Annotated in this window: 21 protein-coding genes and 2 pseudogenes; 7 read left to right on the top strand and 16 right to left on the bottom strand. The window is 35.9% G+C overall.

The features are described 5' to 3' along the window. Nucleotides 1-10 precede the first annotated feature (10 nt). Entirely contained in the window at nt 11-709 is a 699-nt protein-coding gene (locus ABLB98_RS07235; protein WP_249571039.1) for a DUF1826 domain-containing protein, read from the bottom strand. 277 nt (nt 710-986) lie between these two features. Between ABLB98_RS07235 and ABLB98_RS07230 the strand changes: the two genes are divergently transcribed. Both ABLB98_RS07230 and ABLB98_RS07225 read left to right on the top strand, forming a co-directional pair. Further along, nucleotides 987-2,318 (top strand): type II toxin-antitoxin system HipA family toxin, encoded by a 1,332-nt coding sequence (locus ABLB98_RS07230; RefSeq protein WP_249571038.1) that lies wholly within the window; start codon nt 987-989, stop codon nt 2,316-2,318. Beyond that, complete coding sequence (locus tag ABLB98_RS07225; RefSeq protein ID WP_249571037.1) at nt 2,315-2,623, top strand: helix-turn-helix domain-containing protein; 309 nt, start codon at nt 2,315-2,317, stop codon at nt 2,621-2,623. Before ABLB98_RS07230 ends, ABLB98_RS07225 begins: the two co-directional genes overlap by 4 nt. 77 nt (nt 2,624-2,700) lie before the next feature. On the opposite strand, the gene ABLB98_RS07220 is transcribed toward ABLB98_RS07225, so the two are convergent. Further along, nucleotides 2,701-2,937, bottom strand: coding sequence for a VF530 family DNA-binding protein (locus ABLB98_RS07220; RefSeq protein ID WP_231765221.1), 237 nt, complete (start codon nt 2,935-2,937; stop codon nt 2,701-2,703). A gap of 676 nt (nt 2,938-3,613) precedes the next feature. Here ABLB98_RS07220 and ABLB98_RS07215 point away from each other — a divergent pair. Further along, a complete protein-coding gene (locus ABLB98_RS07215) occupies nt 3,614-4,666 on the top strand; it encodes a hypothetical protein (RefSeq protein ID WP_348882549.1) in 1,053 nt (350 codons plus the stop codon). 31 nt (nt 4,667-4,697) lie between these two features. Next, the gene (locus tag ABLB98_RS07210; RefSeq protein ID WP_348882550.1) at nt 4,698-5,435 is read left to right on the top strand and encodes a hypothetical protein; all 738 of its coding nucleotides are present in this window, start codon (nt 4,698-4,700) and stop codon (nt 5,433-5,435) included. 237 nt (nt 5,436-5,672) lie between these two features. Here ABLB98_RS07210 and ABLB98_RS07205 read toward each other — a convergent pair whose 3' ends face one another. The 4 genes and pseudogenes from ABLB98_RS07205 to ABLB98_RS07190 all read right to left on the bottom strand — a co-directional run bounded on the left by ABLB98_RS07205 (nt 5,673) and on the right by ABLB98_RS07190 (nt 8,547). Then, entirely contained in the window at nt 5,673-6,644 is a 972-nt protein-coding gene (locus ABLB98_RS07205) for a hypothetical protein (protein WP_348882551.1), read from the bottom strand. Between the two features lie 13 nt (nt 6,645-6,657). After that, a pseudogene (locus ABLB98_RS07200) lies at nt 6,658-7,074 on the bottom strand (hypothetical protein); the annotation flags it as partial. A gap of 192 nt (nt 7,075-7,266) precedes the next feature. After that, nucleotides 7,267-7,525, bottom strand: a pseudogene (locus ABLB98_RS07195) (helix-turn-helix transcriptional regulator); the annotation flags it as partial. A 275-nt stretch (nt 7,526-7,800) separates the two neighbouring features. After that, nucleotides 7,801-8,547: a TenA family transcriptional regulator gene (locus tag ABLB98_RS07190; protein ID WP_241307470.1), complete on the bottom strand. Its 747-nt coding sequence runs from the start codon at nt 8,545-8,547 to the stop codon at nt 7,801-7,803. A 342-nt stretch (nt 8,548-8,889) separates the two neighbouring features. Between ABLB98_RS07190 and ABLB98_RS07185 the strand changes: the two genes are divergently transcribed. Continuing rightward, entirely contained in the window at nt 8,890-10,119 is a 1,230-nt protein-coding gene (locus ABLB98_RS07185) for a GGDEF domain-containing protein (protein WP_348882552.1), read from the top strand. A 67-nt stretch (nt 10,120-10,186) separates the two neighbouring features. On the opposite strand, the gene aroC is transcribed toward ABLB98_RS07185, so the two are convergent. The 10 genes from aroC to ABLB98_RS07135 form a co-directional block, all read right to left on the bottom strand. After that, a complete protein-coding gene (gene aroC / locus ABLB98_RS07180) occupies nt 10,187-11,278 on the bottom strand; it encodes a chorismate synthase (RefSeq protein WP_005160180.1) in 1,092 nt (363 codons plus the stop codon). Nucleotides 11,279-11,288: 10 nt separating this feature from the next. After that, a complete protein-coding gene (prmB, locus tag ABLB98_RS07175) occupies nt 11,289-12,299 on the bottom strand; it encodes a 50S ribosomal protein L3 N(5)-glutamine methyltransferase (RefSeq protein WP_087537106.1) in 1,011 nt (336 codons plus the stop codon). A 122-nt stretch (nt 12,300-12,421) separates the two neighbouring features. Then, nucleotides 12,422-13,609 (bottom strand): VWA domain-containing protein, encoded by a 1,188-nt coding sequence (locus ABLB98_RS07170; RefSeq protein WP_005160186.1) that lies wholly within the window; start codon nt 13,607-13,609, stop codon nt 12,422-12,424. Between the two features lie 12 nt (nt 13,610-13,621). Further along, nucleotides 13,622-14,473: a MoxR family ATPase gene (locus tag ABLB98_RS07165; RefSeq protein ID WP_348882553.1), complete on the bottom strand. Its 852-nt coding sequence runs from the start codon at nt 14,471-14,473 to the stop codon at nt 13,622-13,624. 37 nt (nt 14,474-14,510) lie between these two features. Next, a complete protein-coding gene (locus ABLB98_RS07160; RefSeq protein ID WP_348882554.1) occupies nt 14,511-14,897 on the bottom strand; it encodes a hypothetical protein in 387 nt (128 codons plus the stop codon). Then, a complete protein-coding gene (locus ABLB98_RS07155; RefSeq protein WP_241307477.1) occupies nt 14,890-15,150 on the bottom strand; it encodes a YcgL domain-containing protein in 261 nt (86 codons plus the stop codon). The genes ABLB98_RS07160 and ABLB98_RS07155 overlap by 8 nt, the downstream gene beginning before the upstream one ends. A gap of 183 nt (nt 15,151-15,333) precedes the next feature. After that, nucleotides 15,334-16,476, bottom strand: a complete 1,143-nt coding sequence (locus tag ABLB98_RS07150; protein WP_348882555.1) for an HRDC domain-containing protein — start codon at nt 16,474-16,476, stop codon at nt 15,334-15,336. Between the two features lie 279 nt (nt 16,477-16,755). Further along, nucleotides 16,756-17,352 carry a recombination mediator RecR gene (gene recR, locus ABLB98_RS07145; RefSeq protein WP_005160191.1) on the bottom strand — a complete coding sequence of 199 codons (597 nt, stop codon included), beginning with the start codon at nt 17,350-17,352 and terminating at the stop codon, nt 16,756-16,758. A 66-nt stretch (nt 17,353-17,418) separates the two neighbouring features. After that, on the bottom strand, nt 17,419-17,748 hold the full coding sequence (locus ABLB98_RS07140) for a YbaB/EbfC family nucleoid-associated protein (RefSeq protein WP_004662103.1): 330 nt from the start codon (nt 17,746-17,748) through the stop codon (nt 17,419-17,421). Between the two features lie 12 nt (nt 17,749-17,760). Then, entirely contained in the window at nt 17,761-18,948 is a 1,188-nt protein-coding gene (locus tag ABLB98_RS07135) for an O-succinylhomoserine sulfhydrylase (protein ID WP_348882556.1), read from the bottom strand. A gap of 134 nt (nt 18,949-19,082) precedes the next feature. Here ABLB98_RS07135 and ABLB98_RS07130 point away from each other — a divergent pair, with 134 nt between their 5' ends. Continuing rightward, nucleotides 19,083-20,168, top strand: a complete 1,086-nt coding sequence (locus tag ABLB98_RS07130; RefSeq protein WP_348882557.1) for an alpha/beta fold hydrolase — start codon at nt 19,083-19,085, stop codon at nt 20,166-20,168. 3 nt (nt 20,169-20,171) lie between these two features. Then, a complete protein-coding gene (locus tag ABLB98_RS07125) occupies nt 20,172-21,044 on the top strand; it encodes an NAD(P)-dependent oxidoreductase (protein WP_348882558.1) in 873 nt (290 codons plus the stop codon). Nucleotides 21,045-21,137 lie beyond the last annotated feature (93 nt).

Genomic DNA, 21,137 nt, shown 5'->3' with positions numbered 1-21,137 from the left:
ATATAAATAATTAACAAATTAAGAGTAGTCTATATTCGCCTTCATTTTCAATAGGTGCCCTATGAACACAAGGTAAAACGTGCTGCATTGGGTGATCAACTGCTAGACGCCAAAGATGTCCTAAACCTAAGTTTAAAGGTCTTGCATCAGGAAGCGGCTGGTAATGTAAATCGAAGAAATAATCTTGTAGAAAACTTTCAAACTCAGCTTCTGAGCCATGATGTAATTCTTTCAGTTTCTCTCTGATTTCGGGAATCAAAACTTTTTGCTTAACTTGATCGCTTGGCAAAATTTCACTTGCTGCGCCGTAATAAGTACATAAAAAAGTATCAGTTGGGATAGGGGAACGATCAACATGAAATGAATACACATCAGTTGAAATAAAATTTAACTCATCATCACGTTCGTAATTTTGAATTAAGTTAAGGGTAGGTGAAGCTCCGAAATCACTTAATAGCTGCATATCTTTTAAGATGATTTCTCTTGCTAAATGACCTTGTTCGGAAAGTTGCAATCCCAATAGGTCATCAATAGAAACTTCAGTGATATTTTCCTTTAGTTCAAGCTGTTTTACGATTTCTTGAAAATCTCCATTCAGGTTTCTATACCAACAAATCGCATTTCTATCTCCTTGAAAATTAGAACCGACAAGTTCGGAGAAACTAGAAACCATGCTAATTTGCTTGTGGTCAGAAAATGCATTCTTCATAAAAAGAAGTTTATCAAAAAGAAATTATGTTTAATGATACACAGTTCGATCACGTTAACAACGATAGGTTGAATCGTATTTTTCAAACATTTATCTTTTCATGCCTTATAACAATGAAATAAAGTGTTTTAAATAGATACTGAGAATGATACTTTCCATAGATCGTTATGAGCAAATTTATGCTCAAAAACTTACATAAAAAAGAATTTTGCGCAAATATATTCACAAATATAAAAAAATAGAGTATTTTTGAGAAAATAATTGCTCATTCATATCAATGAAAAAATTAACAATACAGGCGTTACTTGATCAAAGTTGGTTTGATATTGCTGAACTTACGCTATTAGAACCGAAACTAGGCTCAGCAAGTGCTAGTGAATTAGCTTACGAGTTGGAATACGCAATCCATAATTTGGATAAAAGAGATGAGCATGCCTGTAGTTTATCACTACCTATACAAATACTTATAAAACATGAATCTAAGTCATGGTTTGGTTTTTTAGATGATATTGTTCCATCTGGTGCTGCGCGCCGTTATTGGGTGAATTTTCTAGGTCTACAAAGACTAACGCATGCTGAGCAAGATAGTATTTTATTAGAAAAAGGTGGCATTGCACCCGTAGGCAACTTGAGAATTAAAGAAGCTCTGCCAGTAATCAATCCTGACTCCACTCTACATTTACGTTATTTTAGTCAAAGTGATGTTGCTGATCGAAATGTAGATTTTCTTGAATATGCACAGCAAATGGGGGCAATTAGTGGTGGTGCAACGGGAGCAGGTGGTGAAGCTCCAAAATTACTAATTCGTGCTACAAAAGATCAAAATATTTGGATTGATACTTATCAACAAAACTTTGATCAACCTGATCAACACTATCTAGTTAAATTTCCTCGGAATAATCGTGCTGAGATAGACTGTAATATTCTCAGAGCAGAATACTATTACTATCAAGAGCTTAAAGAGTTGGGATTCAATACCATTGAAACAACAGAAATGAAGCTGATTGAAGGTGAAAAATATCCATCTTTATGGCTGCCAAGATTTGATGTCGAATGGCACAATCAACAATGGCAACGTCATGGGCTTGAATCTGTTTATTCTGTATTAAATAAAGCTTCAGGTAGTCATCTCAATCATTTTGAGGTGATTGAGAATCTATGTAAGTTACTGATATCTATTGATTCCGAATTTGATTCGACACAATTCATTTGTGAATGGTTACAAAGGGACTTATTGAATATTATTTTTGGTAATTCTGATAATCATGGGCGAAATACTTCATTTCTAAAAAAATCTGGCAAAATTTCGCTTGCTCCAATTTATGATTTCGCTCCAATGAAAGCTGACCCAGAGGTTGTTACACGGTCAACAACTTGGGGAAGTCCTTATGAGGAAGGAGGAGAATATCGATGGGAGCAAATTACTCAAAAGCTAGCACATTTATGCGATCCGAATTTGTCTCTAACGACATTAAAATCTTTGGCAAGTAATCTTGTTGGGCTAAAACAAAGATTAATAGATAAAGGTGTACCAAAACAAATTGTGGAGATGCCAGCGCTTTCATTCGACTATGTTGAAGCTAAATTAGAAAGATGGGAACTATTATGAATATAAAAAATCAGACTCAAGATCGTCAGCAAGTTCTTATTGATCTATATATGCAGTACTTATTGAATGAAATAACATTAGGACAATTATTGGCGTATTTACGAAAAAACATTCTGAGTATGTCTCAGGAACAATATGCAAATTTAGTCGGCATAAGTCGCAGGACATTAACTGATATTGAGCAAGACAAAGGAAAACTTACTCAATCTGTTTTAGACAAGGTCTTTAAACCACTTGGATTGAAAGCAGGACTCGTACCAACTCATGAGCACATTGTGAGAAAGATTATTAAACCATCAGAATGAGATCAATGGTAAAGTTTAAGTCTATGTAACAAAGCTGTGTAGCCTAGATTAAAATGCTAAGGCTGGGGTTTTGATAGCTAAGATTTCTGTTTGGTTTTTTGGCGTAAGACGTACAAATATAAGCTTTCTACTTTTTCACGTGCCCATGGTGTGGTACGCAAGAATCGCAAAGATGATTTAACACTTGGATCTATGCAAAAACATCTAATTTCAATTTTACGACTTAAGCCTTCAAAGCCACCGTAGTAATCCAATAATTCATCCAAAATATCAGCAAGTTTTTTGCCATGTAGAGGGTCATTTGAGGCATTCATAATAAATAGATCAAAAATATTTTGGGGAGACCATCATTATAACCTGAGTGAGTTGAAATAGGTCAGCATTACGAAGCATAAGTATCATAGGATAGTCAGTAACGTGATGTATAATCTTAGATCATCACATTACTAAGCTATGACAACAAACAGTGTTGTGTAGACCACAGTCTTAGATATTCTACTGCACTTATGTTTACCTAAAGTCTAGTTCATAAATAATTTTTCAGTTTAATTTATACTTTACAATATCTTATAAAGATATATTGATTTAATTAAACAATCATAGTTCATGAACCTAAAATATTTAATAGTTCATTCGACCGAATCTCTAAACTTTCTTTATGGAGCCGTGATAGCTCAATAGATAGGGCTGCATTTCTAGAATCCTGGTAGATTTTTAATTTCATTAAATCTTAAATAAATACAAAAATTTATCGAACTATGTAGGTACAAAATTCACATTCATAGTTAAAAATTATGCGTCCACCATATCGTAATAGCCATCATGGCAAAATTTTTTGATGGGATACACCGCCTAAGGGCGGTCATACTAGAAAAATATTCAATATAAATTTACAGCTCTGCCAAACTATGTGAATATTTTAATGTATTAGAAAGTTGAAATACCTGCTCCTATAAATCAAAATATCTTTTTAATTCAAAAGTATTTGGTATGACATTACCTTCAATAAAAGAAGTTGGAAAATATTATCCTTGGTCAAAACATAAAATTAATACTAAAACTTTGGAGCTACGTCCTTTTGAAAAAAGTGATATGTCTCCTTTTTTAGTACATATGACAACTGAGAATGCCATTAAAAGCATTCTTGAAAGTAGTACTAAAGAATTTCATGGAAAAATTGATGCTTCAAAACCTACTCAAAGTCAATCTAACTGGTATGGCCATAAAATTGTGTGTTTCACAGAGACACCTATTTTCTCTATCGATTTTTTTAGGCATAAGAGTCATGACAGATGGTTAAAAGATCTAAGATATGGTATCGGTTTCTCAAAAAAATCTTTAGCGGATTGTGGTGTACGTCCTGCTCTATATATAGATAAAAAATTACTAAGGATGATTGCATCTTTACGAAGCTTCTCTATGACTTCGGAAGACTTGGCATTGTATAACTCTATTGCTCCTCTTATGACACCTCTTGATCACGATGCCGATAACCAAGGATTTATGTGGGAAAGAGAATGGAGATATCCGAATGAGGAAGGATTTGAATTTCACTATAAAGACATCGAGATTATTTGTTGTCCATTTGATGAAGTAGATCATATTTCAGAAAGGTTAGGTGAATATTCTAATAATATTACATTTGTGGAAACATGGGGTGAATATGAAGAGGTGTCAAAATATTTAGAGTCAAGACTTACTTCGAATGAGATGAAATTAGTGGTTAATAGCACTGGAATTGACGAACTAGAAACTGCTCGAACCAAGCTCTCAAGTGAACTGTTTAAACTAGAAGCTTATGAAGCCCAATTGAAAAGATTTGCAGATGAATTAGAAGCAATTAGAAGTTCCATACCAACGTTTAAAAATAAAATCTCACATATTGAATCCGAGATTGAAGATCGAAAAAAATGGTATGAAACTCATTGTTGCGCATGTTCAAATTCATTTGAAGAATATTCTTTAACCCTTCATGAATGGGAAAAAGACGGAGAACTTGATACATGGATATGTATTGATTGTAAACAAAAAACAGAAATTTAAATTAGACATTAACCATGATGAGAATTAAAAAATGTTGTTACCTCTATTTGATGGGTTTAATCCACCTTATGATATTTGGTCTCGAATAGAGTTGAGTCTGGATGAAAAATTAAGTGGTAAGCATACCCCCTATGAGATTAACTGGGGTGTAAAGGATAGATTAGAGAAAAGTATATCTAACCCTTTTGAAGCCGCTAAGCATATGGTAGAAAGAGGAGCAGATGGGGCCTTAAATAATTTTATTGAAAGTTCATTGAATAAAAGTTACGTATTTAAGAATTGGCGTAGTAGGATGCCTTCAAGTGTTCCAAAAAATATTGCAAGGTATCAGAAATCTTACCCAAATTGTGATTTAGACATGGTTAACAATGAAGTAATAAATGTTGGTTGTTTACCATCAGAGGGGCAATATTTTTTCCATGGAGGTTATCTTTTTGGCAGTGGTGTACTTGCTTTTAATACATCTAAACCTTTATCTACAACACTGTGCCCACAAGTTGCTTTAAGAGAAGCTGAGTTTAAAGGCAAAGCTTATGATCAAGGTGAAATCCATCTTTATGTTTTATATGCAGTTAACCCTAGAACGAAGGTCTATGTTTTTAGGAATAATGGTTCAAACTTGGGACATGAAAAAGAGGTTTTATTTGGTGCAAGAGCAAATTTAAAAATAGTGCGTAAAACATTAATTAACGATTCGTATAGTGTGGGTAAATTTCAATACCCTGATAAAACAATACCCGCATATGTTATTGAAGTTACAATTTCTTAAAAATTTGTATAGTTGGAGCCCGTCCACTTGGCGGGTTTTTATAAGCAAAATTTATGAAACACCATCATGGTATTAATTAGGAGTAATAACGCCTAAAATAGTAGGAATTAAAAATAGAATCTCACCCAAGCCTTTCTAATTTAAGTAACAATTTGGACTGCTGTTTGCCTAATTCCGTAAATATATTCAGCAAACACGGTATGTGATTCCATGTTAAACCTAACTTTTATCAAATAATTAAATTTCAATCGTTAATTCTTCAAATTGAAAGTCACTATAGTTCCGTTCTTTTGAAGCAATTTTTACCTTACATACATATTTAAATTCAGTTTCAGTATTTCCTATAGATTGAAAATACTGTGGAGAAAGCAATGTGTAAGTCGCACATTTGGGTTTCATTTTAGACGGATAAGTTCTATTCCATTCTTCATTCCAATAACCTGATACACCAAATTCCATATCATTTAATAGATATTTAATAAGATTATTATCTGATTGACCTATAATTTTCATTTCAGTGTCAGGAATGATAGGGATGTATATACCTCTTGAATCCTGTTCAACAGACCAATGACCATATCTATGGTGTGGGAAAGCTGTTCCAACAAAGGAAAAATTATCAGAAGTAGTCTTAGATTCAATATATCTGAACTCTAAATTTCTTTCTAATATTAAGCCAATAGAAACGATTTGAGATCTCTCACTTGCCTCATTTTTATCATTCATTATTGTACAAGTGATGTCTAGTTGCAAATTAGGACTAATTTCTATTGGAAAGGATAAAGCCCCCAGAATTTGACCTTTATTACTAGTGTTGCAAACTTTAATTAAATTTCTAAGATAATCTTTGAGAGCTTCAATACTGTATTCATTTAGGGAATCCCACTTTGTAAACCATGACGCTCGAGATGGTAAGAAATTTAAATATGCTGTTTCAAGGGGCAAAGCTTTTATTGAGAAGAAATTAGCATAATCTTCGGGCATTCTATAACGAAGTTTAGCAACCTCAAATACTCTTAAATATGCAGATCTAGCTCTATGGCTATTTAATGTGTAAAACTGACCAGTGTTATCTCTTTCTAAAAAATATTGATATGTGTCATGAAGCCTAGGCTCATGAATAAATGTTTTGTTCCATTCATGCTGAAAATCTTCAGTCAAGGGAAAAAAATATTTTTCCTCTAGATATTCACAAGTACTTAAATACATAAGTGGAAATTCAGAATTCATCCAATAAGTAAATAAAGTATTTAAACAATGATCGTATACGTTGCGTAATAGTCATATAATTAATGTCAGGATTTACTCTAATACGAATTAAATTATTCTCAAATTTTTTATTATTTTCTAGAAAAACAATAAAGTTATCAATTTCACTTAAATAGATTTCTAGATCATATCCTGATGAGATAAAGGATTCACAGAAAATTGTTTTATATTTTTTAAACCAAAACTCATACCAAAATTTAATTGCGAGTAAATCTGATTGTTGAGTAGCTATACTTTGAAATCGAAGACTTCCCATACAATACAGTAAAGGATAAAGGCAAGGTGCTGATATTGTTGCATCAAATAATAAAATGATTTTATTTTCATTTGAATATTTTTTTGAAAGTCGAATTGTTTTTATAAAGAACATAAATTTTCCGAGAACTTTATGAATTATTTAAAATATAAACATAAGTCATTTTAGTCTAGTTGAAAATAGTAACTAAGTAATTGTTTTGTAGTTTAGTGAGAGGGTTTATGAACTTAAAGTATCATGTACTCAATTTAACATAATATACATTATACGCAATTATTATAGCATTAGTTAGATATTCTATTTTCTTTATTTTGGCATTCTATAGTTACTTGGCGTCATATTTGTCCACTTTTTAAAAGCACGTGAAAAATGAGAAATATCTGCATAGCCTAAAAGATTTGAAATCTCTTGAATGGATAATTTATTTTTTTAAGAGAGTTTTTGCTTTTGCCTGACGGCTTTCACTAAGTAAGATTTGAAATGTTGTTTTTTCATTTGCAAGTTGGCGTTGTAAAGTTCTATCAGTTAAACCAAGATGCTTAGCGATTTGGTTCAACGACAAAAATTGCTGTAATTCTGCTTTAGAAGTTCTTTATTAAATATTAAACGATCTTGATCAGCACCAAACTTTTATTGCCTACCATGTCCTATATATCACAGATGAAGAACGAGAAAAAATTCTTATTCGTTTTGAAGAATACATAGTTAATCTAGACAACTTAACGCGCCACTGGAGTTCCCTAAATTAAAGAATTTCTACGATAAAATGAATTCAGTTTAAAAAATTAAATAAAAACTGCTACTTAGTACCCCAACTAAATAGCAGTTTATTCGGTATTTTTAATTATTATTTTGTAACTTGTAACACTCATCTAAAGCCAGCTCATAATAAGCCAAGCCTTCTTTCGCTGCTAAAAAAGCTTTTCTCTGAGAAACTGGATCTTTATCGCATAATCTCTTAATCAGCTCCATCGCTTCATAAGGATGTAGATCATCATAGTGTGCATGAGCTCTTAACCATGCCAATGATCTTTTATTAATATTTACTTCTGGTGTATCTGTATAAGCTTGTATTCCTTTATAAACATGAATGGTCCAATCCCCTGTCGCCCACTCTATTGCTAAATTTGTTGCAGCAATACTCTCCGCTAAACTTCCCCTAAAATTTACATCCCATAAAAAATGATTGACTGCATTCATTGCTACTGGTGGTCTAACTTCATTCAACATTTCAGTCGTTATGCCAAAACCCTTCGCCCAATCTTGATACCAATGTAAATGTCTTTCTTCAACTTTGATATTTTGAATTAACCAATCTCTAGTCTCAGTTACACCATCTAAAGAAAAAGCCGTCGCTTTAGCTAAAGCACCTGCCATATATGATGGAAAATGAGCAACCAAAGGATAAAAATTTAATAATGCTGACCGAAAGCATTCTAAATTTAGGCTACCGCTTGCCATATTTAAAAATAAAGGGTGTTTGCTTACTCGTTCTTTTGCAGGAACAAGTTCATCCCAAAATTGTTGTGCCCATTCTGAGTGAGGTGTTATTTCTAGTTTTGTTCCATATTGCTTCATAACAGTCATTTCGATCCATCCTATTTCGTATGACTTATTTCAATTATTTTCCACGATTGCTGCTTATTTTTATAGCTAGATTGTATCCTAATACAATTAATATACAATGCTTGTTATTTAATTTGTAACATTTTTTATCTGTTCAGCATTTTATTAAGTTTAATCATTATATTATTTGCTAATACATTCATATTACACCCGAAAAATATAGAATACTGGCAATAAAATCTGATTATCATAAAAAATTATTAATTTTATATAATCCAATACACATTTTATTTAATACAGTGTAACGTAGTTAACAATCCCTATTTACATTTATAAGAACATTGGGGGGCGATGAGAAATAAGATGAAGTTAAAAGCATCCAACTTACTCGGGCAAGAACAGATTGACTTGTTAATTTCTCGCGGACTAAATTTAGTTTGGTTTCCTAAAGAATTAGAGGTCATTTATAAAGATCAGTATAAAAATGAAGCTGCATATGAATTCCGTTACCGTGCACCAATCATTCTATGCCTCTATTTATATTTAAGTTTTGGTACTTACCAAGTTCTACCTACAGAGCTACGCACTGCATGGGTCGCGTACTACGGTTGGGTGGGTATGATAATTGTTTTTGCATGGTTACTTGCTTTCATTCCATCAATGAATAGATGGTTTGATTACTATGTTTGCTTAGGCTCTACAGGTGCCGTCGCTCTTACTTTCACGTTAATTAATGTATTGGAACATGGTCAGAATAACGTTCTTTTTCATGCCGCTATGATGTATGCCGTGGTCATTATATATGGCTTTGTTGGTATGCGATTTTATACAGCAATGTTTGCTGGTTGGTCTGGTGGTTTAATTGGTATTGCCATTAGTGTTTGGCTTAATGGATCAATTGATTGGACTTACTTAAATCGAACTTATACTTTTAGTAGCTTTCTAGGAATGGCTTTAGCTTATGCAATAGATCGGCAACATAGAGAGAATTATCTACAAGACTGTATGATCGAACTAAATCGATTAGAGCTTATGCGTCAGGCGCAACAACTTTCAATTTTATCTCAACAAGATGCTTTAACTGGTTTAGCGAACCGTAGATACCTCGATGAAGTGCTTGAAAATGAGTGGAAACGCTCAATCCGTCATGAAGTTCCTATCACAATCATGATGATCGATATCGATTTTTTTAAACTATACAATGATACATTAGGCCATATTCAGGGGGATCAATGTCTTAAACGAATTGCCATTTTGCTGGGTTCAATCTCATCGCGAAGTGGAGATCTTGCGGCACGTTATGGCGGTGAAGAGTTCTTACTTTTATTTTCCATGACGGATAAAGATCAAGCACTGATACAAGTTCAACGTTTAATGCAATTAATGCAAAATATAGGGATTGCACATCCTAGAAGTAATGTCTCTAAATATGTAACGATCAGTGTGGGTGTTGCAACAACAACTCCTCATCTTAATGACAGCCTATCAGAGTTTATCTCTCAAGCAGATCATGCTTTGTATGTAGCAAAAAATAATGGTAGAAATCAATATTATGTTGCAACGAGTGAAAATGTAATTTCTGAGACTTTATAAGATGAATTTTTTATTATTAAAAAACATACTTGCGCGCAAAGTGTCGCAAGTATGTGAAAAATTAAAATTATGGCTCAATTGGTTGGAATGGAACTACAACATCAGCATTTTGAGCACGATGTCTTAAAAAATGATCCATTAGAACAATTGCTAACATTGCTTCAGCAATTGGAGTCGCTCGAACGCCCACACAAGGATCATGACGACCCTTGGTTAACACATCCGTGTTTTCTCGATCAATCGTAATGGTTTTACCAGGAGTGGTAATACTTGCGGTTGGTTTTAAAGCAATCGCGACACGAATCGTTTGACCACTTGAAATACCACCTAAAATTCCACCAGCATGATTTGCAAGGAAACCATCTGTGGTTAATTCATCACGAGTTTCGTGACCAAACTGTCCAGCAACTGCAAAACCATCCCCTATCTCAACGCCTTTAACCGCATTGATACTCATCATAGCGTGAGCAATATCTGCATCGAGACGATCAAATACAGGTTCACCCCAACCGACGGGTACCTTTTCAGCAATAATTTCGAGTTTTGCACCACAACTAGTGCCTTGCTCACGCAATGCTGTGACTAATTGCTCGAAGCGAGGAACTGCATCAACATCACCACAGAAAAATGGATTATTTGGCACTTCAGCCCAATCTAACTTTTCTGCAATTTCATTCCCGATCTGTGTTACATGCCCGCGGATATCAATACCAAATTTTTCTGCCAAATACTTTTTAGCAATCGCACCTGCCGCAACACGCATTGCTGTCTCACGTGCACTTGAGCGACCACCACCACGATAATCACGGAAACCATATTTTTGAGTATAGGTATAATCAGCATGACCAGGACGGAATGTTTGGGCAATATTACCGTAGTCTTTTGATTTTTGATCTGTATTACGAATCAATAAACCAATTGATGTACCCGTAGTTTTGCCTTCAAAAACACCAGAAATAATTTCAACTTGATCAGGCTCTTTACGTTGCGTTGCAAACTTAGAAGTACCCGGCTTGCGGCGATCCAAATCTTTTTGTAAGTCTGCTTCGCAAAGTTCTAGTCCCGGTGGTACGCCATCTACAATTGCCATCAAGCCAGCACCATGTGATTCACCACATGTGGTCACACGGAATAACTGACCAATACTATTTCCTGCCATTTTCACCCCCTTAATTTTGAATAGATTGCTGGAATATATCTTTATAACGGCGGCATTGTTCCGCAGTTAATGCAAAAATACCAGAACCACCTTTTTGGAATGTAAGCCAATGGAAATCAACAGTATTAAAGTTTTGACGCATCGCCCATTCTGAATTACCGACTTCGATGACGATTAAACCATCTTCTGTCAAATAGTCAGCAGCTTGCGCTAACATTTTACGAACTAAATCCAAACCATCTTGACCAGCAGCAAGTGCAAGCTCAGGCTCGTGTAAGAATTCTTCTGGTAAATCTGCCATATCCTCTGCGTCTACATATGGAGGATTACTTACGATTAAATCATATTGATTTTCAGCAGGAATTTTTGCAAACAAATCAGACTCAAGTAATGCGACTTGATATTGCTTATCATGGTGTTCAGCATTAATTGATGCAACTTCTAAAGCTTCTTTGGAAATATCAGTTGCATCGACTTCAGAATCCGGGAATGCATAAGCTAAAGCGATTGCAATACAGCCAGAACCCGTACACATGTCTAAAATACGTTGTGGTGTTTTCGGATTCGTGTTTTCTGGTAAATTATTCAATGCTTCGAGCATTTGACCATTTTCATTCAAACAATATGGTGCAAATCGTTGTTCAATCAATTCAGCAATTGGCGAACGCGGAATGAGTACACGTTCATCTACATAATAAGGTTTATTACAGAAATATGCCAAATTTAATAAATATGAGGTTGGAATACGATCATTGATGCGACGTTCTAATAGACTTAAAAATTCTGCTTTTTCAGTTGGTAGTAATTTTGCATCTAATATTTCTGCATCAGCTTTCCATTCCAGGGACAGTGTTTGCAAAACAAGTGCAGAGCTTTCCGCAAAATAATCTTCAGTACCTTGACCTAAGTGTGCATCATATTGACGAAGTGCGGTTACACCAAAACGAATAAAATCTCGAATGGTTACTAAGTTTTCAGCCGCTTCTTGTAAATGTTCAGGGCTGATTGTAGGTCGCTCCACTTAGGCGTCTCCAAAAGTGCTAATTGCAAAAACGCTTTATTCTAACGGGATTAGCATCTATTTAACAGAAAAAAAACCGCCTCTATACAGAAGCGGTCATTATAAAGTATTCATATGAATTTTTAACGTGACAAATAACGCGTCATATCCTCAATGCCTTTTAAGGTCATTGGGTACATATGATTTTCAAAAATTTCTTTGATCCAGTTAATGGTCTGGGTGTAATGCCAGTAACCTTCCATTTCAGGGTTTAACCAAGCGGTTTTGTCAAAATGCTGACGTAAACGTCTAAGCCATACTTCGCCCGATTCATCATTCATGTATTCAACTGAACCACCTGCCGACTTGAGTTCGTATGGTGCCATACTGGCATCACCGACAACAATTACACGATAGTCGCGACCGTAAGTATGGAATAAATCCCATGTATTCATACGAGTTGAACTACGGCGATGGTTGTCTTTCCAAACATAATCATAGAGACAATTATGGAAATAGAAATATTCTAAGGTTTTGAACTCAGACTTCGCCGCACTAAATAATTTTTCACACTCAGCGATATAGGCATCCATTGAACCACCAACATCAAACAGCATCAGCACTTTAATACGGTTACGACGCTCAGGAACCAATTGCACATCCAAAATGCCCTGCTTAGCGGTTTCACGAATAGTCCCATCAACATCAAGCTCTTCAGCCGCGCCTTGACGCGCAAACTTACGTAATCGGCGTAATGCAATTTGCATCTGACGTGTTCCCAAAACTTGATCATCATCAAGATTTTGGTATTTACGCTGCTCCCATACTTTTACTGCTGAACGTTTACGCCCTGGCCCACCTATTCGGACACCTTCAGGATGATCGCCAAAAGCACCAAAAGGTGAAGTTCCGCCAGTGCCAATCATACGATTGCCACCCTGATGTTTTTTATGCTGTTCACGTAAACGTTCTTCCAACATTTTCATCAGTTCTTCTAAAGAACCTGCTTTTTGTAGCTCAGCACGTTGCTCTGGTGTCAGATGTTTTTCTAACAGTTCTAGGTCAAACCAGTCTTTAGGTAACTTGTGAACTTGTTTAAGTAACTCATCTAGATCAAAAGTTTCAATGCCATCAAAATAATCTTTCATGGCACGATCGAATTTATCAAAGAAACGTTCATCTTTGACTAAAACTGTTTTAGCCAACTGATAGAATTCTTCCTGATCTGCAAATACCAGACCTGATGCAACCGCTTGGTTGAGATCAATCAACTCACGAGTTGTAACAGGTACACCATATTTGCGTAAGGTGTAAAACAATCGCACAAACATGTGATTACACTCTTAGCGGCGTGACATAAAAGCTAAACGTTCAAGTAATTGTACATCTTGTTCATTTTTAATCAGCGCACCATACAATGGTGGGATTGCTTTAGATTTATCATGATTGCGCAATACGTCTTCAGGCATATCATCTGCCATAAGCAAGCTTAACCAGTCAATTAACTCTGACGTTGATGGTGGTTTTTTTAAATTCGTGACTTCACGTAATTTAAAGAATATTTGCAATGCTTCACTGACCAAAGTATTTGCGATATTCGGGAAATGAACCGCGATGATGTCACGCATGGTGGCTTCATCTGGGAACTCAATATAGTGGAAGAAACAACGGCGTAAAAATGCGTCTGGAAGTTCTTTCTCATTATTTGAGGTGATGATCACAATCGGACGTTGGGTCGCAGTTATGGTTTCACCTGTTTCATAGACATAGAACGACATTTTATCGAGTTCATGTAACAAGTCATTTGGAAACTCAATATCAGCCTTGTCAATTTCATCAATCAGCAATACACAGCGTTTTTCGCTGGTAAAGGCTTCCCATAATTTACCTGGTTTAATATAGTTTTTAATGTCATAGACTCGGTTATCACCTAACTGGCTATCACGCAAGCGAGAAACTGCGTCATATTCATACAAACCTTGCTGAGCTTTGGTTGTTGATTTGATATGCCAAGTAATTAGTTTTAGACCTAAACTTTCTGCAACTTGTTCTGCAAGTAATGTTTTACCTGTACCTGGCTCACCTTTCACCAATAATGGTTTTTGTAAAGCACACGCGGCTTTTACCGCAAGTTTCAGGCTGTCAGTTGCAATATATTGATCTGTACCAGTGAAGTGTTGTGTATCAGCAGACATTTGAAAACCTTATTTTTCTTTAACTTTATGTGAATATCTAAACCGAACGTGCAAATTTATTTGCACTGTATTTTGACCAGCAGAAGCCGATCAATAATCCTGTACCAATGACAAAGAGAATCAAAGATAAATTTGACCAGATTAAATCATGCTCTTTTGTGAGCACACCAAAAATCAAACCAAAAATAGCAGGTGCTAATTCTGAATTGGGACCTTCAGAGATTGTTGGTGTAGCAAGGATTGCAAAAGCAATAATCCAAAGAATTCCGCCTATTGGATTAGGCATACGTGACATCAAACGATACCAACACCATAATGCAATCATTGCACCTGTAACATACACAATAATCGCAACATTCTCTTCAGGGAATTGATCCAGTACAGATAGAATGTGAGACCATATTGCAGTTATCGTTTCAAGCACCACGCAAACCCTCTGGTTCTACCGCATTTGGATTAATAAGTCCTTCTGGCGGCATTTGAATAAAAAAGCCTTTGGTCTGTAATGAGTCTAAGACATGCAATACATTTACACGTGCAAGTTTACGCTCACCATGAAGTTCCAAATGCATTACAAAAGTAGCTTTTCCAAAAGCTTGTAAGACACTCTCAGGAACAGACTCAAATGGATTTTCTGATTCCTGATCTGCAGAATAATTTGGACGAGCAATATACATATACATTTCGTCTTTTTTGCTTGATCTATAAATATCGCAGTGCATGTTTACTCACAACTCTTATCAATCTTAGAGACTATTGGTCATTTTTATTCCAACAGACTTTAAACAGCATACATGAAAAAAAAACTAGGTACATTAACGAATGTTAACGCAACAGTCGTCTTTCACAGCTGAACTATTTTACCTAGCTAACTTCATTTGCGCCGCCAAATATTCAATATCTTGTCGCAGTAATGCCACCAATGGCTTGGTCAAGATATCGTAGCGCCAGCCTAACAAATAACTCGGCAATTCTTGCTCTTCTAAATGGAATACAACATATTCATAAATTGCATTCAGCCATTTCTTACGTAGTAAGATTTCTTTAGGAATGCCAGTTTCAAATACGACTCGATCGATTAAAGCATCAATTTGAGGCGCAACTTCTTTAGAATTATTCTTCACAGGTCTTGCCATTCTTAATGGCCATTCATCTTCAGGTGGTAAAAACTTTAATAAATCCAATATGGTTTTGCCATGTTCACGTACAATATTTGGACGAATATCTTTAACTTGGGCAAGTTGGAAATTATTACGTGGATTTTTTTCCACTAAATCTAGCATTGTTGTATTTTTGAGAACAAAACTACGCGGTTGATTCATGGCTTTGGTAATTTGCTCACGCCAAATACTGAGCTGCTGTAATTGCATTAACTCACGACGTGAATGGCGATAATTACCAATATCGGTATATAGCTCTGTCAATGGAGTTTCTATCGCAATTTCTTTCGTTAAATTCTGACAATCTTCCAAAACATATTGATAAAGCCCTTTACGCTGTAAATCATGTTTTAATGTATCAGCGAGCTTTGTCAAATATAAGACATCATTTGCTGCATAATTAATTTGCTCTTGGCTTAAAGGGCGTGCCAACCAATCTGAGCGAGTTTGATCCTTATCAATATCAATATTTAGGCAGGTTTTTAATGCATTTTGATAGCTTACCTGAAGCCCATGACCAAGAAATGCCATTGCGATCTGCGTATCAAATACATTTTTTAATGGTTTTTGATCTGCATAATGATAAATTAAATCAATATCTTCGCCACAAGCATGAAAGATATTCTGCTGTGCAGTAAAAACCTTCTGCCAAAACTGCTCTAAATCAAGTGCTACTCCATCTAGTAAAGCAATTTGACCATTACAATTAATCTGGCATACCCCAAGTTTTGGATATAAGGTATCAACCTTAATAAACTCAGTATCAAGTGCGTAGGTAGAACATTGTTCCATTTGACTGAGGAGAACAGCAAGGTCTTTTTGCTGTTGAATGAACTGAAACATATTTGCTCAAGTAAAATAATAAAAAACACTAGCAATACAACTGTAAAAATACAGTTTTTGCTGAAACGAAACTAAATTAAATCTACAAAGAATAATTTAATCACTATTCCACATGAAAAACATGAAATTACTCCTATTCTATTCATCAAAAACGAAAATCCTTTTCGTTTGCTTATACTGCCATAAATTAAAGCAAATATACCTAAAATAATGTTAGACAAAATGTAAAAGTGAATTATTTGTTTAAATTAATAGCATGAATTTACAATAAATATAAAACTATTTCATCTTCATACGATTATGTACCGCTTGACTTAACGTATGACTATCGACATATTCTAATTCGCCACCTTGTGGCACGCCTTGTGCGATTCTGGTCATGTGAATTGGTAAATGTTTCGTTGCCTCAACTAAGTAATGTGCTGTCGCTTGACCTTCCACGGTGGCATTAGTTGCTAAAATTACTTCTTCAATCTGTCCTTGGCTTAATCGTTGAATCAAATATGGAATACCAATTTCTTCAGGACCTATTCCATCCAATGGAGACAAATGACCACCAAGTACATGATATTTACCTCTAAAGCTTCCACTTTGTTCGATTGCCATGACATCAGCTGGAGATTCAACCACACAAAGCAATTGCTCATCTCTTTCTACAGATGCACAAATATCACAAATTTCGTTTTCAGTTAAGGAATGACAAATATGGCATTCGTGAATATGGCTCGAAGCCTCGTGTAATGCATAAGATAATGCAAAAGCACCTTCACGATTTTTCATCAACAAATGTAATGCCATCCGTTGTGCAGATTTTGGACCAACGCTTGGTAAAATACGCAATGCTTGAACTAGCTGTTCAAATCGTTCACTAAACACAGATCAACTCTATTATTTATAAAAAAGGTTCTCTAAGCCTCACCAAAAGACTTAGAGACTTTTGGCTTAGAATAAACCAGATAAACCTGGTGGTAAGCCCATACCTGAATTCGCGCCTTGAAGTTTTTCTTCAGAAATAGCTTCGGCTTGACGTGCTGCATCATTCATCGCAGCAGCAATCAGATCTTCAATCATATCAGCTTCATCTTGTAATAAGTCTGGGCTAATTTCGATACGCTTAACGACATTACGGCAAGTCATAGTTACTTTAACCAAACCACCGCCAGCTTCAGCATGAACTTCCGTATTAGCAAGCTCTTCTTTGGCTTTTTTAAGATTTGATTCCATATCTTTTTGCATGCGCTGAGCTTGCTGCATGAGCATATTAATGTTCATAAGTTTCTCTCGTTAAATTAAATCTAAACCGCGTGATAAGTCGCGAATAATATCATTAATATCTTCTAAACCAACAGAAACACGAATTAAGCCTTCTTCAATTCCTGCAGCCTGTTTGGCTTCAGGCGACATTCTACCATGTGAGGTGGTTGCTGGATGGGTAATTGTTGACTTAACATCGCCTAAATTACTGGTAATCGATAAGAAGCGCGTATTATCAATAACCGTCCACGCACCTTCACGTTCGCCTCTTACGACAAAAGATACAACACCGCCAAAACCTTTTTGCTGTTTTTTGGCTAATTCATGTCCGGGATGGTCAGGCAAACCTGCGTAATACACTTTTTCAACCTTTTCATGTTGGTGTAACCACTCCGCAAGTATTTGTGCATTTTCACAATGCGCTTTCATACGAATACTCAGCGTTTCTAAACCTTTTAAGAAAATCCATGCATTGAATGGACTCATTGAATTGCCAAGGGTACGTACAACGCCATTAATTTCTTCAACCAAATCGTTCTTACCGACTACAGCACCACCCAAAGCCCGTCCCTGGCCATCAATATATTTAGTTGCTGAATAAAGAACCAAATCGGCACCAAACTTAATCGGCTGCTGTAACACAGGCGTACAGAAACAGTTATCCACTGCAAATAAAGCACCATGCGCGTGGGCAATATCTGCAACTGCTTGCATATCACCAACCTGTGCCAAAGGATTCGAGGGTGTTTCAATAAAGAGAATACGTGTATTGGGACGAATCGCTTGTTTCCAGCCTTCAAGATCATCCAAATCGACAAAAGTCACTTCTACAGCAAATTTAGCAACATATTTTTCAAATAAAGCAATGATTGAACCAAACACTGCGCGAGAACAAATCACATGATCGCCAGCTTTTAAATATGCCATACACATCGCATGTACAGCAGCCATACCAGAACTGGTCGCAACTGCACGCTCTGCGCCATCCAGAACTGCCAGACGTTTTTCAAAGGCTTGCACTGTTGGATTGGTATAACGTGAGTATGTATTTCCTGCGATTTGCCCAGAAAATTTTGCAGCAGCATCTGCGGCACTTTCGCAAACAAAAGAAGATGTTAAAAAGATAGGTTCACTATGTTCCCCTTCAAAGGTACGATCATGCCCTGTGCGAATAGCCAGTGTTTCAAGTTGGTATTCTAAATCATCGCTTGGATTCATCGTTTTGTATGCCTTATGATCAGGTGTTTAAATATGCCAACATTTTGAGCGCCTAACGTATTTAAGGTCAAGGCATAAGATGAAATTATCGCTTAGACTTCGTGCAATCTTGACTCATGATGAGACTTTCAAAGATGAAATCACTTGTAGAACAGCAAAAAATAAATTTTAAACATCTGGCTATGCGTGTCTTCGATGCAGATAGGCTTGTATTGTCACAATCGACAGCTTATCAAGTGATTGCTGAATTTAAAGAAACTCGTGTTCGTTTTTATGCTTCTGAGAACAAACGTTACAAAGAGCCATTGGTATTTACAGCTCCTCTTGCCATCAAAATGGATATTTATGATCTATATCCATACCGCTCTTTGATTAAACATTTTCAAGAAAGTGGTTTTGATGTTTATCTAATCGACTGGGGTAAGTTGACTTACAAAAACTACCAAGTGAATTTTTTATCTTTTATCGATAAATTTATTCCACGTTGTATTGAGGCGATTCAAAAGCATTCTAAATCTGAAAAAATCTCTTTGCATGGTTGGAGTATGGCTGGAATTTTTGTCACACTTTACACTGCTCGACACAAGCCAAATGCGGTTAAAAATTTAATTGTTTTAGGTAGCCCGATTGATAGTTATGCATCGGGTTATATCGGAAAATTATATAAAACACTGGCATATATTACGACGCGTAACCCAACCATCAAAGATTATATCTGTAACCGTTTACCTAAGTTGATGATTCATTCACCTGGTTTTTTAAACTCATTAGGTTTTAAATTGTTAGATCCTAAGGGTTGGATTGATGGCAATATTCAATTGCTCAAAAATCTTGATAACCTCAAACTGGTACAAGAAGACGCCACACTCAGCCATTTCTTAAATAATATGATTGATTACCCTGGGGGGATCAACCAAGACATGTTGTTTAATGTTTGGATGCAAAATCCATTAAAAAATGGTGCAATCACATTAAAGAATAAAACCATTGAGCTTAAAAACATTGAATGTTCATTGTTAGTTGGTGCAGGTAAAAGTGATCAACTTGTTACTTCTGAGGCAGCTTTTCCTTTAACACAGTTGACAAATAGTCAAGATGTCACGTTTACTCTGATACCTGGCGGACACTTAGGTTTAATGTCTAGTCAAAACAGTTCAATTGAGTTCTGGCCAACACTGACAACTTGGTTATCAGAACGTTCAACTCCAATAAAAAGGTAAACTATGACTCAATCTGTTGCATTCATCGGTTTAGGTGCTATGGGCTATCGCATGGCTGCGCATTTACCCAAGTATTTCGAAAAAGTTTACGTTTGGAATCGTAACTTTGATAAAGCTAAGCAACATGCAACAGAATTTGGCACTTTGGCGGTTGAACTTGCTGAAGCGGTTCAGGCAGATGTTATCTTTTCGTGTTTACCGACTAGTGATGACGTTGAAACATTAATTGATGGTGTGAATGTTAAATCAGGTGCAATCTGGATTGATTGCACCAGTGGTGTTCCTGAGGCAGCACGCCGTCTAGCAGAACGATTGAAAACACAAAATATTGATTTTCTCGATGCGCCTGTCAGCGGACAAACCATTGGTGCAGAAAATGCAACACTTACGGTTATGGTGGGTGGCGACATTAATGCTTTTGAACGTGCTTATCCTGCGATGGCAGCAGTCGGAAAGCTCATTCAACACGTAGGTGATTCGGGTGCAGGATTTGCCGTTAAAGCAATTAATAACATGTTACTGGCTGTCAATTTATGGTCGGTTGCAGAGGGATTTAGTACACTCAAAGCGCATGGTGTAAACCTAGATGCAGCTTTGAATTGTATTAATGCTTCTAGTGGCAAAAGCATGGTCACAGAAACTATTTTTCCACAACGCGTTCTCAGCCGTGAATTCCCTATAACCTTTGCATTACCTTTGCTCGCAAAAGATACAGGGATTGCGTTGAATTTAGTGCATGAGGCAAAGCTTCCAGCGCCTATACTTGCCTTAACCCAGAGTTTGATTCAAGCAGCAAACCTTACTGCAGAACCCAATAGCGACTTTTCTTCTGCTGTCAAAATGTATGAAGAGTGGACGAAAATTATACTAAAGTAAAAGCTCAAGGTGATAAAAATTACACTCCAATAATACAGTTTCATTGAAATTTCATTCATAAACCGTATATTAGTAGTTGAACTTAAGTCAAAT

Origin of the sequence: Acinetobacter yuyunsongii (assembly GCF_041021915.1) — a bacterium.
GTDB lineage: Bacteria > Pseudomonadota > Gammaproteobacteria > Pseudomonadales > Moraxellaceae > Acinetobacter.
Note: the sequence above shows the minus strand (reverse complement) of the source record. Positions and strands in the feature narration are given on the sequence as shown.

What these genes read in the sequence shown, in the direction of transcription:
- ABLB98_RS07185 (WP_348882552.1), top strand. Translation starts at nt 8,890, where the DNA reads ATGAAGTTAAAAGCATCCAACTTACTCGGGCAAGAACAGATTGACTTG.
- ABLB98_RS07230 (WP_249571038.1), top strand. Translation starts at nt 987, where the DNA reads ATGAAAAAATTAACAATACAGGCGTTACTTGATCAAAGTTGGTTTGAT.
- ABLB98_RS07125 (WP_348882558.1), top strand. Translation starts at nt 20,172, where the DNA reads ATGACTCAATCTGTTGCATTCATCGGTTTAGGTGCTATGGGCTATCGC.
- ABLB98_RS07155 (WP_241307477.1), bottom strand. Translation starts at nt 15,150, where the DNA reads ATGTATATTGCTCGTCCAAATTATTCTGCAGATCAGGAATCAGAAAAT.
- ABLB98_RS07220 (WP_231765221.1), bottom strand. Translation starts at nt 2,937, where the DNA reads ATGAATGCCTCAAATGACCCTCTACATGGCAAAAAACTTGCTGATATT.
- ABLB98_RS07130 (WP_348882557.1), top strand. Translation starts at nt 19,083, where the DNA reads ATGAAATCACTTGTAGAACAGCAAAAAATAAATTTTAAACATCTGGCT.
- ABLB98_RS07205 (WP_348882551.1), bottom strand. Translation starts at nt 6,644, where the DNA reads ATGTATTTAAGTACTTGTGAATATCTAGAGGAAAAATATTTTTTTCCC.
- ABLB98_RS07215 (WP_348882549.1), top strand. Translation starts at nt 3,614, where the DNA reads ATGACATTACCTTCAATAAAAGAAGTTGGAAAATATTATCCTTGGTCA.
- ABLB98_RS07150 (WP_348882555.1), bottom strand. Translation starts at nt 16,476, where the DNA reads ATGTTTCAGTTCATTCAACAGCAAAAAGACCTTGCTGTTCTCCTCAGT.
- ABLB98_RS07225 (WP_249571037.1), top strand. Translation starts at nt 2,315, where the DNA reads ATGAATATAAAAAATCAGACTCAAGATCGTCAGCAAGTTCTTATTGAT.
- ABLB98_RS07235 (WP_249571039.1), bottom strand. Translation starts at nt 709, where the DNA reads ATGAAGAATGCATTTTCTGACCACAAGCAAATTAGCATGGTTTCTAGT.
- ABLB98_RS07165 (WP_348882553.1), bottom strand. Translation starts at nt 14,473, where the DNA reads ATGTCTGCTGATACACAACACTTCACTGGTACAGATCAATATATTGCA.
- ABLB98_RS07140 (WP_004662103.1), bottom strand. Translation starts at nt 17,748, where the DNA reads ATGAACATTAATATGCTCATGCAGCAAGCTCAGCGCATGCAAAAAGAT.
- aroC (WP_005160180.1), bottom strand. Translation starts at nt 11,278, where the DNA reads ATGGCAGGAAATAGTATTGGTCAGTTATTCCGTGTGACCACATGTGGT.
- ABLB98_RS07135 (WP_348882556.1), bottom strand. Translation starts at nt 18,948, where the DNA reads ATGAATCCAAGCGATGATTTAGAATACCAACTTGAAACACTGGCTATT.
- ABLB98_RS07170 (WP_005160186.1), bottom strand. Translation starts at nt 13,609, where the DNA reads ATGTTTGTGCGATTGTTTTACACCTTACGCAAATATGGTGTACCTGTT.
- ABLB98_RS07210 (WP_348882550.1), top strand. Translation starts at nt 4,698, where the DNA reads ATGTTGTTACCTCTATTTGATGGGTTTAATCCACCTTATGATATTTGG.
- ABLB98_RS07190 (WP_241307470.1), bottom strand. Translation starts at nt 8,547, where the DNA reads ATGACTGTTATGAAGCAATATGGAACAAAACTAGAAATAACACCTCAC.